Origin of the sequence: Erwinia sp. OLFS4, from assembly GCF_002752165.1 — a bacterium.
GTDB lineage: Bacteria > Pseudomonadota > Gammaproteobacteria > Enterobacterales > Enterobacteriaceae > Izhakiella.
Genome location: NZ_MOMB01000052.1, coordinates 85,965 through 98,496, shown reverse-complemented (window position 1 = coordinate 98,496; position 12,532 = coordinate 85,965). Strand labels below are relative to the sequence as shown.

The 12,532-nt window shown below is 52.6% G+C and carries 11 protein-coding genes; 2 read left to right on the top strand and 9 right to left on the bottom strand.

What is annotated here, in order from left to right; all coding sequences use genetic code 11:
- Positions 1-55 precede the first annotated feature (55 nt).
- The 8 genes from BL249_RS12665 to pilM all read right to left on the bottom strand — a co-directional run bounded on the left by BL249_RS12665 (position 56) and on the right by pilM (position 6,609).
- Positions 56-1,060, bottom strand: a complete 1,005-nt coding sequence (locus tag BL249_RS12665; protein ID WP_099705039.1) for an SPOR domain-containing protein — start codon at positions 1,058-1,060, stop codon at positions 56-58.
- Between the two features lie 83 nt (positions 1,061-1,143).
- Positions 1,144-2,241: a 3-dehydroquinate synthase gene (gene aroB, locus BL249_RS12660; RefSeq protein ID WP_099705038.1), complete on the bottom strand. Its 1,098-nt coding sequence runs from the start codon at positions 2,239-2,241 to the stop codon at positions 1,144-1,146.
- Between the two features lie 48 nt (positions 2,242-2,289).
- Positions 2,290-2,811: a shikimate kinase AroK gene (aroK, locus tag BL249_RS12655; protein ID WP_099705037.1), complete on the bottom strand. Its 522-nt coding sequence runs from the start codon at positions 2,809-2,811 to the stop codon at positions 2,290-2,292.
- 361 nt (positions 2,812-3,172) lie between these two features.
- Positions 3,173-4,414, bottom strand: coding sequence for a DNA uptake porin HofQ (gene hofQ / locus BL249_RS12645; protein ID WP_099705036.1), 1,242 nt, complete (start codon positions 4,412-4,414; stop codon positions 3,173-3,175).
- The gene (locus BL249_RS19505; protein ID WP_099705072.1) at positions 4,314-4,745 is read right to left on the bottom strand and encodes a HofP DNA utilization family protein; all 432 of its coding nucleotides are present in this window, start codon (positions 4,743-4,745) and stop codon (positions 4,314-4,316) included. The genes hofQ and BL249_RS19505 overlap by 101 nt, the downstream gene beginning before the upstream one ends.
- Positions 4,699-5,238 carry a HofO family protein gene (locus BL249_RS12635; RefSeq protein ID WP_099705035.1) on the bottom strand — a complete coding sequence of 180 codons (540 nt, stop codon included), beginning with the start codon at positions 5,236-5,238 and terminating at the stop codon, positions 4,699-4,701. Before BL249_RS12635 ends, BL249_RS19505 begins: the two co-directional genes overlap by 47 nt.
- Positions 5,231-5,776 carry a PilN domain-containing protein gene (locus tag BL249_RS12630; protein ID WP_099705034.1) on the bottom strand — a complete coding sequence of 182 codons (546 nt, stop codon included), beginning with the start codon at positions 5,774-5,776 and terminating at the stop codon, positions 5,231-5,233. Before BL249_RS12630 ends, BL249_RS12635 begins: the two co-directional genes overlap by 8 nt.
- Positions 5,764-6,609 (bottom strand): pilus assembly protein PilM, encoded by an 846-nt coding sequence (pilM, locus tag BL249_RS12625; RefSeq protein WP_099705033.1) that lies wholly within the window; start codon positions 6,607-6,609, stop codon positions 5,764-5,766. Before pilM ends, BL249_RS12630 begins: the two co-directional genes overlap by 13 nt.
- 118 nt (positions 6,610-6,727) lie before the next feature.
- Here pilM and mrcA point away from each other — a divergent pair, with 118 nt between their 5' ends.
- On the top strand, positions 6,728-9,283 hold the full coding sequence (gene mrcA / locus BL249_RS12620; RefSeq protein ID WP_099705032.1) for a peptidoglycan glycosyltransferase/peptidoglycan DD-transpeptidase MrcA: 2,556 nt from the start codon (positions 6,728-6,730) through the stop codon (positions 9,281-9,283).
- 47 nt (positions 9,284-9,330) lie between these two features.
- Here mrcA and nudE read toward each other — a convergent pair whose 3' ends face one another.
- A complete protein-coding gene (gene nudE / locus BL249_RS12615; protein WP_099705031.1) occupies positions 9,331-9,897 on the bottom strand; it encodes an ADP compounds hydrolase NudE in 567 nt (188 codons plus the stop codon).
- Positions 9,898-10,300: 403 nt separating this feature from the next.
- On the opposite strand from nudE, the gene BL249_RS12610 reads away from it, so the two are divergent.
- Positions 10,301-12,448, top strand: a complete 2,148-nt coding sequence (locus BL249_RS12610; RefSeq protein ID WP_099705030.1) for an IgaA/UmoB family intracellular growth attenuator — start codon at positions 10,301-10,303, stop codon at positions 12,446-12,448.
- Positions 12,449-12,532: the final 84 nt, after the last annotated feature.

The following is a 12,532-nucleotide window of genomic DNA, read 5'->3' as shown; positions in this document are numbered from 1 at the left end:
TCCACTGTCATCCGATGCAGAGCCGGTGCCTTCGGCTCTGCTTTACATTTTTTCTTTACTTCTTTACCTGGCTAAGGGGTTTAACCCATGGATTCTGAGCCCTTACGGCGGCCGGTAGCGAGGCAACGGCGCGTTTTGCTTCCGCAGCTGTGGCATACGAACCGGTAACCAGTACATACCACGGCTGACCGTTACGGCTTGTCTTATATACGTGATAATTACTTAAATTCTGTTTTTTCGCCCAGCTATTCAGTGATTCTTGCTGCGAAGCACCGCTGAGCTGCAACGTGTAATGTCCGGTAGGCGCGGCATGTGAGTGCGCCGGTACACTCGATACCCGTTCCCCCCCTGACCTTGCCGCCGGCTTCGTACTATGGGCCTGTTCGGTTTTGTGCAGCGGACGTTTGGCTGTCCCCTGCGGTGACTTCACTGGTGCAGAAGCATGCGCAGACGAAGAAGATGACGAAGTGCGACCGGCGCCACCAGCGGCAACAGAAGCCGGCGCGGTGGGCAGGGTACTACCACTGTCACCTGCGGCCCCGAGGGCGGCATCATTCACCTGATTCTGCTGACTGCTTAACGCATTGCCAAGGTCACCGGGTAACTCAACACGATGCTGGCCTTGCGGCACAGGGGCCGCCTGCCCTTCGGTCGGTGTCGATGCAATAGGGGGTGGATTCAGCGGCTGTGGCGCATTGCCAGTATTGACCGGAGCAGACGACACATTGTTATCTGCAGCGCTATTCGGTGTGGAAGGAGAAACGCCTGTCTGGCTCATGGAAGATGATGCCGAAAGATCGATACTTTTTCCGCTGCTACCTTGCGCCGTTGCCGTTTGTCCAGCGGCATTATTGTTCCCGACAGAAGCGGATTTATCGTTACCGTTTAGCGCTGGACCGATGCCAATTACCAGTAACAATAACACCAGAATACCGATACCCATCATCATTCGCTGACGGGAAACTGGCACCCGGTTTGCCGAAGACGGTTTACGCGGTCGCGTAGGACGACGATCGCTGGCATCAGGCTTTAACTCATCTTCCGGTTTAAACTCGTCCATCAATCCTCCTCCAGTCTGGCGACTTCGCCACAGGTATTCCGTGTGAATGGCATATTACTCAATGTCGACCTGCCTTGCGCCAATCAGGCATGTGGGTTAGCCATGCACGCTTCTATTGCTGCTAAAACAATATCATGGGCGACGCCGCCGCGCACTTCCGCCACTCCGATACTCCGTGGCAGCACCAAACGCAGTTCGCCCGCCAGTACCTTTTTATCCCGAAGCATATGGGGAAGATAGTCGTCAGCGCGCATCTCTGCCGGGCCGGTGGTAGGCAATCCGGCCCGTTGTAGTAAATTGATGATACGCGCGGTTTGCTCTGCGCTGAACTGCCCAAGGCGTTCAGCGGTTCTGGCTGCCATCACCATGCCTGCTGCGACAGCCTCACCATGCAGCCAGTTGCCATACCCCATATGTGCTTCAATAGCATGGCCAAAAGTATGTCCGAGATTCAGTAAAGCACGCTGGCCGCCTTCACGTTCGTCGGCGGCAACAACATCGGCTTTTAGCTCGCAGCAGCGGCGAATACACCAGGCCATCGCTGCACTATCGAGCGCCATCAATGATTCGAGATGATTCTCCAGCCAGCTGAAAAAATCACCGTCAAGTATGATGCCATATTTTATCACTTCAGCCAGACCAGAGGCCAGTTCACGCGCTGGCAGCGTATTCAGACAATTCAGATCGATAATGACAGAGGCAGGTTGATAAAAAGCACCAATCATATTTTTACCGAGGCGATGATTGACCCCGGTTTTACCCCCCACCGAAGAGTCAACCTGAGACAGCAGCGTGGTCGGCAACTGAATAAAACGCACGCCGCGCTGATAGCTGGCAGCGGCAAATCCGCTGAGATCGCCCACCACGCCGCCGCCTAAGGCGACCAGCGTGGTATCACGGCCATGGGTGCCCTCCAGCAGCGCAGTGAACACCTGATTCATCACTTCCAGGGTTTTATATTGCTCTCCATCTGGCAGAATACACCTGTCAACCCTGACTCCCGCCTGTTCAAGAATCAAGCGGACTTTATCAGCATAAAGTGGCGCCAGAGTTTCATTGCTCACCAGCATCACCCGATCGCCCGACTTGAGTGGCCAGAATGACGCCCCATCGTCAAACAAACCCGCTGCAATGGTAATAGGATAACTACGATCTCCCAGTGAGACGGTGATCTTTTCCATGCGCTTACTGCCTTAATTAATTAGCGATGAATTCAGCTGGAGCACAACTCAGCGTTTTTCGAGCATGCTGATGATTTGGTTCGCGACCACCTTGGCACTCTGCTCATCCGTACGGATAGTGACATCGGCAATCTCTTCATACAGCGGATTGCGTTCATCCGCCAGAGACTCCAGCACCTCACGTGGCGGCGAATCAACCTGAAGCAGCGGTCGCTTCTTATCGCGCTGCGTGCGTGCCAGCTGTTTTTCAATGGTGGTCTCAAGATAAACCACTACGCCACGCGCGGAAAGACGGTTACGTGTTTCACGTGATTTGACAGAACCTCCGCCTGTCGCAAGTACAATGCCCTGCTTTTCGGTCAGTTCATTAATGATTTTTTCTTCTCGATCGCGAAAACCTTCTTCGCCTTCAACGTCGAATACCCAGCCCACATCCGCTCCGGTACGTCGCTCAATTTCTTGATCGGAATCGAAAAATTCCATATTGAGTTGTTGAGCTAACTGACGCCCAATCGTGCTTTTTCCGGCACCCATAGGCCCAACCAGAAAGATATTGCGTTTCTCTGCCATTTTTTCGGTATTACTACTAAGACAATTCGTTAATGATACCCCGTCATCTAAGGACAGGACATGAACTGAAACCTCATGAGCGATAGTGCAAGAGTCAGACCAAAAATTATCTCAACACTAACGGTGCTTTGGCAACCAAATAGTTCATTTGGTCTGGCGCAGTTTTATTCGCCATGTAAAAGTGAGCGGGTGATACTCATGCGGATGGACCTTCAGAGCAATAAAACCGCACTGTGAAATCCGTCACGCCACTTCCCGGACTCAGCCATTAAGTAAGCCGCTAATCTTGTATGCTAATTCGGGGCGTGCGTCAAACGCTCTTCCGCCTGAATGCAGAAAATCAATCGTCAGTTCATAGGGTTTACTGCTCATGCATCAGATGCGGGGTAATAAATATCACCAGCTCACGTCGCTTCTGCTGAGACATCTGGTGGCGAAACAGCCGTCCCAGCAAAGGAAGGTTGCCGAGCAACGGCACCTGCGTTTTGCCACTGTCGCGCTGCTGCTGAAAGATGCCTCCCAGCGCCAGCGTCTGGCCATCCCGTACCGTTACCTGGGTATCAATTTCCTGCTTGTCGATGGTAACCACCTCTCCGTCACCATTTTTTACCGTTTTTCCCGGAACGTTTTGCGTAATATGCAGTTTCAGTAAAATCCTACTGTTAGCCAGAATTGCTGGCGTCACCTCCATACCTAACACCGCTTCGCGAAACTCCATTGAGGTCTTGCCATTATTGCCGCTGGATACTTCATAGGGTATCTCTGTGCCTTGTTTAATACTCGCTGGCTGCTGATGTGAAGTAAACAAGTGCGGACTGGCAATAATCTCGACCTGATTTTCCCGTTCCAGCGCACTCAGCTCCAGCGACAGCAGACGACCATCAATGTGCGCCAGGGTGAACCCGGCACTGATAGCAGGATCTGCGACGGGTAAATTGACATGAAACTGACTGGCCCGCAGTGCCTGTTCAATAGGGTCAGCGCCTGCCAGTCCCCACCTGACACCGAGTTGCTGCAGCTTTTCTTTATTAATAGTGACGATATGTGCTACCAGTTCAACCTGCTGTAACGGTACGTCAAGTGCGGCAATCCATTGTGCTATGTTGCGGAGTGCGGGGGCGCTATCCCGCAGCAACAGGCTGTTAGTCATGATATCCAGCGTCATCTCACCACGTGGGCTCATTAACACGCCCTTTTCTTTTTGCAGACGGCTAAAAAGCGCGCCAGCATCGGCATATTTCAAACGAATCAGGCGATTTTTCAGAGGTAAATCTGAACTGGTCGCCACCGCTACATCAGTCTGTGCCGCTTGCGGCAACTGCTGACGGGGAAACACCAGTAAAACATTACCCTGTTTTTCACTGCTGATACCCGCCATTCTGCTGACCAGATGCCAGGCCTGAGACCAGGGAACATGTTGCAAACTCATCGTCAGCGAGCCTTCAACGCCGGGAGCAATCACCAGATTTGCGCCATGCTGTTCAGCCAGTGCCTGAAGGACTTCACTCACCGGCGCCCGGTTGAATGTCAGCGAAACCGTCGGCTCCGCTGCCAGCGTGTTTCGCATCAGTAGCAGCAACAGAACCAGCATGGATGTACGCATTTGTCCGGCCTTTTTTTAATGAAAAGAAATAATGGAATGTCCGACACTGCCCTTTCCAGGCAAGGATGACTCCGTTAATGTCAATCTGTATTACCCGCCAGTTTGTCTGGACGAATCTCTGCCGCTGCCTCAGCGTCAGCCGCTTCCCCTGCGCCGACTGCCAGCGACTGGTAAAATCGTCACGGTGACCAATCACCCCCAGCAGTTGCCAGCCGGAGGGTACAGCTGGCCGGCTAAAGCAATCTGCTGCGGGCGGGCGAAAAGGATCGCGCGCCTGCGTACCGTTACCGGCCAGCAGTAACAGAAATAGCGGCACCACCAGCCGGCGCATTTCCCCCCTCCACAACCATATCCATCTGCAGCTCCCCTTTGTGCGGTTGCAGGCTGAATCCAATGATTGAAGCGCCAGGCGCCCGTTGCACTAACCGCTGCATCAGCATGGCAAGCTGCTCCCAGGCCAGGCTAACCTGCAGGGAATGGCGAAACGCTGAAGTCTGCCAATGCAATAAACGTACAGCGGCGGCAGGAAACAATAACGAAAACGAGATATCACGGTTGGCAACGGCACCGATCTGCGTCTGCTGCTGGCGTTGCCGCGCATGCAACTGGCTCAGCGGTGGTAATTGTGCCAGCTGATGCAAACAGGTTGCCGTCTGCTTTCGCACAGCGTGCTGCTGTTGCTTTAGCCGTGCGGCATCCCGCACCGCGGGACGCCCCAGTGCCAGCCAGCTGCCGGCAGTTAACAGCAGAGTTAAGGCCAGGAAAATGCTGGCTTTACGCCAGGGTGGTAAGGTTAACAACCACCATATACTGCACTCAATCATCACCGCGCCCCTTGTTTGTCCAGTCGGCCGTCAGCGTAAAATCAAACAGGCCGCTGTCGGCACGCTCAAGGCGCGTCATCAGCAGCTGGTCAAACAAACCTGACTGTTTCAGCACTGTCCTGAAAAGCCCGCTATCACTCACCTTACTGCTGTGACCGGTAAATGCTATTTTGCGATTGTCACCGCGTATCTCCGCCAGCCAGAGTCCCGGCGGCACTGCTTTGTCAAGAACACTCACCAGCTTTTGCCAGCGCTTTAAACGCTGATTACGCCTCTCAAGGTACTGCAACTTTTCCTGTGCAGCATGGATTGCCTGTTGCAGCGCTGTTTTCCGTTCGATGGCACGCTTAAGCTGTGCCTGGGCTAGTTGCCAGCACTGGTTTTCCCGGGTTTGAAGTACGTTGTCTTGTTGCCAGGCAATCGCGCAGACAACAGACAGGCTCACCAGCAGTGCTGGTAGCAGCAACATACGTAGCCAGTGCTTGCGTTGAGCCGCCAGCCAGCGTTCCCGCCAGGGAAGCAGATTTACCCATACCATTGGTTTTCCTCCGGTCGCAGCGCCAGCCCGGCAGCCAGAGCAAAACAGTGCGGATGGCGGGGAAGCGGTGGCTGCAAATGGTTAAGCAAAGAGAACGGTGACGGCAGTTGACAGGCGGGAGGGACCAGCCGATCGCGGAGAACGCCGCTAACATATACGGGTCCGTTAACCTTCAGGCGCGATGCCAGCAACGCGGCAAGGCCGCTGACGTCATCACGTAAACACCATCCAACAGGCGGGGAAAGTTGCGGAGAAAACCACAGCCAGTGATCGCTCAGCGCATGCACCAGCGAAGCCTGGGGAGGCAGTTTCATTGTTTGCGCCAGAGATGCGAGGGCTGCGGGCGTTAACTCAAGGACCTCCGGCGTTAATCCAGCCGTCTGGAAAAAACTATTCCACGCTTCCAGTGCCGAACGATGCGCAGCGGTAAGACATAGCTCCCCGGAGGGAGATTGCTGACGGTAATCAACAATCAGGTCTTCGAGACTCATGGGAAACAGTCGCCTTGCGGCAGCGGTAATATAGCGGCTACGTTCAGGTTCACGTAGCCGGTTTTTCGTCTCCGGCAACTGCAGCTGTCGTTGCAGAACCAGCTGAGGATGCAGGCCAACGCGCAACGATATCTTTTGCGGCAATCGCCGCCGCCAGTGACTCAACAACGTAATCAGTGATGCTGAATGTTGAATCACACCCTGTACCAGCGTATCTGCTGGCAGCGGATGACACCACCAGTGACGCAGCAGCCAGCCTTTGCGCCGATGGTGCTGAACAGCCAGCGCACAGAGTTGACCGTTCTGAATATCAAGACCAATTTTCCAGTGCTGAAAAGCCATTGAGCGCGATCTCCCTATCGGCTGAAACAAAAGAACGTATCAAAGCCTTTAGCTTGCATTTATACTACCGCGCAATTGTTTATAAACTGCCCAAACCACGACAAGCGGGAATAATCAGGTGAAGTTCGTAAAGTATTTATTGATCCTTGCATTCTGTTGCATTTTGCTGGGAGTTGGCTCGGTCTATGGTTTGTATAAATATATCGAGCCCCAGCTACCGGATGTAAACACCCTGAAAGATGTGCGTCTGCAAACGCCGATGCAGGTTTTCAGTGCAGACGGAAAACTGATTGCACAATACGGGGAGAAACGACGCATCCCGGTTACCCTGCAACAGGTACCGCCTCTGCTGATTAATGCCTTCCTTGCGACGGAAGACAGCCGTTTTTATGAACATCATGGCGTTGACCCCATTGGAATCTTTCGTGCGGCCAGCGTAGCGGCGTTTTCCGGCCGGGCTTCACAAGGCGCCAGTACCATTACTCAACAGCTGGCCCGTAACTTTTTTCTCAGCCCTGAACGCACGCTGATACGAAAAATTAAAGAAGCCTTTCTGGCAATTCGCATCGAACAGATGATGAGCAAAGATGAAATCCTTGAACTTTATCTGAATAAAATTTATCTCGGTTACCGGGCGTACGGTGTAGGCGCCGCTGCACAGGTTTACTTCGGCAAAACGCCGGATCAGCTCAATCTAAGCGAAATAGCGATGATTGCCGGTCTGCCTAAAGCCCCCTCAACGTTTAACCCGCTTTATTCACATGAACGCGCCCTGCAACGGCGTAACGTTGTGTTAGCCCGCATGCTGGATCAGCATTACCTGACGCAGCAGCAGTATGATGAAGCACGCAGAACACCGTTAATTGCCCGTTATCATGCCCCGCAAGTGGCCTTCTCTGCCCCTTACCTTACGGAAATGGTCCGTCAGGAGATGATTAAACGCTATGGTGAAAATGCCTATACCGATGGCTATAAGGTGTACACCACTATTACGGAAAAATTGCAGATAGATGCACAAAAAGCGGTGCAGGATAACGTCATTAATTATGATATGCGCCATGGCTACCGTGGACCGGCCGCCGTTCTGTGGAAAACGGGCGAGCCGGCCTGGCAGCCAGCAGCCATTCTGAAACATCTGAAAACGTTACCCACCTATGGACCACTGCAACCTGCGGTGGTCACCTCGGTAAATCTTCAGGAAGCGACAGCCACTCTACGCGATGGCAGCGCCGTTTCTCTGGGGCTGGCCGGGATGCGCTGGGCGCGGCCATACAAATCAGATACGATACAAGGCCCTACGCCACGTACCATCAGTCAGGTTGTGCAACCCGGAGAACAAATCTGGCTGCGCAAGGTTAACGATGACTGGTGGCTGGCCCAGGTGCCTGACGTTAACTCGGCTATGGTTTCAATCGATCCGGTAAATGGCGCGGTACTGGCGCTGGTAGGCGGTTTTGATTTCAATCTGAGTAAATTTAATCGCGTGACTCAGTCTCTGCGCCAGGTGGGGTCAAACATTAAACCTTTCCTGTATACCGCTGCAATGGATCGTGGCCTCACGCTGGCGTCAATTCTTAACGATGTGCCGATTTCACGCTGGGATGCCGGCGCGGGGGCCGACTGGCGGCCCAAAAACTCACCACCGACCTATGCCGGCCCTATCCGTTTGCGACAAGGTCTTGGTCAGTCGAAGAACGTGGTAATGGTGCGGGCAATGCGGGCGATGGGCGTGGATTATGCCGCAGAATATCTGCAGCGCTTTGGCTTCCCGGCGCAGAATATTGTTCATACCGAATCGCTGGCACTTGGCTCAGCCTCCTTCACACCGCTGCAAATGGTGCGCGGCTACGCTGTGATGGCCAATGGTGGCTTTCTGGTCGATCCCTATTTCATTGCCAAAATAGAAAATGAGCAGGGTGACATGCTGTATGAAGCCCAACCGCGAATTGCCTGCCCGCAATGTCATCTGCCCGTCGTTTACGGTGAAACCCAAAAATCACTGGCGTTGAACAGTGAAAGCGTCGAAAACGTGGCGGTTTCACAGGAAGGCAATAATAATGCCGTCCCCGCTCCGCAGCTGGAACAGGTAGCCCCGAATAGTACCGCCCAGGGGAGCGCAGAGAAATACGCGCCTCACGTGATTAATACACCGCTGGCTTTCCTGATTAAAAGCGCCCTTAATTCCAATATTTTTGGTGAACCAGGCTGGATGGGCACCGGGTGGCGTGCCAGTCGCGATGTGAAACGTAATGATATTGGAGGCAAAACCGGGACCACCAATAGCTCTAAAGATGCCTGGTTCTCCGGCTATGGGCCAGGGGTAGTGGCAACGGTCTGGATTGGTTTTGACGATCATCGCCGCGATCTTGGCCGCTCAACGGCTTCCGGTGTGATTAAAGATCAGATCTCTGGCTACGAAGGCGGTGCTAAGAGTGCGCAGCCGGCCTGGGATCAGTTTATGGCCGCGGCGTTGCAGGGCGTTCCGGTGCAACCACTCACCCCACCGGAGGGCGTGGTCACAGTGACTATCGATAAAGCGACCGGAAAACTGGCGAAAGGTGGCGGTTATACCCGCCAGGAATATTTTATCGACGGCACCCAGCCAACGGAATATGCAACCCATGACGTTGGCACAACCTTGCAGGAAAATGGCGAGAGTCACGAACTGTTTTAAACTTTCTCATCGCGCCGGTCACAGGCCGGCGCGTTAGCAAGATATTGTCAGTAATTTAAACGGCCCTGACGGACCAGCCATTCGCGCACCAGAAACAACGCACTGACATTACGCGCTTCGCGAAAATCCGGTTCATCAAGCAGTGCCATCAGATTTGCCAGCGGCCAGCGACGTAACGGCAGCGGCTCAGGTTCATCCCCTTCCAGCTTTTCCGGATATAATCCTTCTGCCACCACAATATTCATTTTGCTGGAGAAATAAGACGGGGCCATGGTCAGCTTACTCAGCGCACAAAGCCGTTCAGCGCCGAAGCCGGCTTCTTCTTTTAGTTCGCGGTTAGCCGCGTCAAATACGCTCTCACCGGGATCGATAAGTCCTTTGGGAAATCCCAGTTCGTAAGCTTCCAGCGCCACAGCATACTCTTCAATCAGGATAAGATGGTCATCAATAACCGGAACAATCAGTACCGCTTCCCGTCCGGAAGGTCGCATACGTTCATAGACCCGTTGAACGCCATTACTGAATTCAAGATCCACTGATTCGATGGTAAAAAGTCGCGACCGGGCTATTTCAGCAACGCGATGAATCACCGGTTTTTGTCTTTCTTTGGTCATCCTGGCCTCTGATGGTACGAGTAGGGTTAATGCAAAACCTGTAGCGCATGAGATAAACCGCCTGGAATAATATTGTGCGGCAGTCACTGGCGTAAGCCAATCAAAACCCGCGCCATCACTCCTTTTTTTAACATTTTTAGTCAGCAATTACTCAAATATAATACCGGATGTCAACAACATGAAAAAAAATAGGATTATACCGATACCTGCACCTGGTCATGATTGATAAGATTGGCTAAGGCGTCACTCTATAATTATTCTAATCAAATGATTTTATGCTTTTTTTATCATGCCAGCGCTGAGTTTATACAGCCTGTGTGCGCGTACTGATTAAAACAGTTATGACCAAGGCCTGTATCGTCATTTTACTCCTGAGGAGTCATTTGCTGCCAGCGAGGGAAGCATGAATACAATAGCTGTTATAGTATTGCTTGTGCTGCTTTGCTCACTGCTGATAGCCGGCTATTTCTGGTATCAATCACATCGTCAGTCTCAATCGGCAGAACCCCAGCTTTTTCTTGAACCCCCGCATCGTAAACTGACCTTTGACGAACAGCGCGCCATACAGCGCTACATCGACTCACTGGCAAAGCGCCGCGACACGCGTCTTTTTGCTGAGGAAAACCTCAGCCACAGTCACGATAATCTCACGCTGACGTCATTCAGTCACAATGTCTATCCGCTGACTCGCGCAATCACCCGCTACGGTTTGTCCACTGACAATCCGGATAAATGGCGCTACTACCTTGATGAGGTCGAAGTGCATTTACCCCCGCAGTGGGAACAATATATTACCGATGAAAACTACGTTGAGCTGGTAAGAACCTATCCGGTGCCGCTGATTATCTCGTTAAACGGCCATACGCTGACCAATGATAATAGCGAAAGCGCCACGCTTACGCCAACGGTGCCGCCGGTGGGGCGTAACGCGTCTATCCGCCAGGAAGCATTTGAAAATATTGAGTTAGTGCGCGTACGCAAAGAAACCTTGCCGGAATATACCCTGAGCCGCGCCGATGGAACCCGTGAAGCACTGCTTATCTGCTTCGCCCTGCTGTTGTTCTTTATCAGTCTGGCAGGTCCACTGTTACTGATGCCATGGCTGATTGCTAGCGGGATGATAATTGTTGCCGTCAGTGCCTGGTTATATTATCGCACGCCGGGGAAAAAATCGTTGCGCGATATTCACTGTCTGCGTGGCGCACTGAAAAGATGGGGGTTATTCAGTGAGGCCAGCAGTCAGAATCAGATGAATAATCTCTCTCTGGGGAGTATTGATCTTATTTACCCGTCGCACTGGCTGCCTTATGTCGCTCATGATTTAGGACAAACCACCGAGGTTGAGATGTATCTCAACCATCACGTGGTACGTCAGGGACGCTTCCTTTCGCTGCATGATGAAGCGCGTTTTTTTCCGGTACAGCGCTGGCGTAAGAACGTGGTGCTGGCCGCTGGCTCACTGTTAGTACTGGCCCTGCTGGTAAGCTGGATTCCACTCAGTATGCCGCTTAAACTCAGCGTTGCCTGGCTTAAGGGCACAGAAAGTATTCACGTCAACGACGTCGGGCAGCTGGAAAAAACCATGCTGCATGTTGGCGATCGGCTGAATATCAACGGTTATGGCATGTGTTCAATTCCGTCAACCTATCAGGGAAATCGCAGCTACGTTTTCATGCCTTTTGACTGCTCTGCAGTTTACTGGAATAACGCCGCACCATTGCCACTTCCCCAGTCAGATATTATTGATAAAGCCACTGCGCTGCTTAACAGTACTCATCAGCAGTTACACCCGCAAACCACCACTGACCCCAAACTCAATCCACAGCTGGCAACCGCTATTCAGAAATCGGGAATGATTTTACTGGATGACTTCGCTGACATCGTGCTGAAAACACAGGATTTATGTGGTCAGCAACAGGATTGCGTCAGACTGAAAAATGCGCTGGTAAATCTTGGCAACGCTAAAGACTGGAGTTCGCTGGTGCGCCGCGCCGACTCCGGTGCGCTCAACGGCATGAACGTATTATTGCGTCCGGTCAGTGCCGAAGCGCTGGAAAATCTGGTGAACACGGCAACCACATCATTTTTCTACCGTGAAACCCGACGGGCAGCAGACGCGCTAAACAGTCCACCGCCAGGCGGTTTTCTCATTATCAGTGATGAAGGTCATCCGTTGGTCAACCAGCCGGCGCCGACGGTCTCTTTGTTTGACTATAACGCTCCGGAACAGTGGCCAGAATTACAGCGTCTGGCCGGAATGTTACTGCATACGCCGTTTTCAGCATCGGGGGTGATTACCAGTATCAATGCTGATGCGAACGGAACGCGGCATATCGCCATACACAATGAACCGGATAGCATTACCCTGTGGCACTATCTGGGTATCAGCTTACTGCTTTGTTTACTCCTTCTCAGTCTACTGGTTAACAGCCTGTTAGCCCTGCTGAGAATCCATCGTAACCGGGTGCGTATGCAAAAAATTCAGCAACACTATGAAAGCTGTATGAATCCGGCATTATCGCCACTGCCGCCAATGACTTCACTATTCTGAGCCACAAGCCGGTACGCGTTTTTGCTGGCATTGTGTTAATCTGCGCCACCTGCGCCCTTGATATCCGTGATTTTACCCACACAG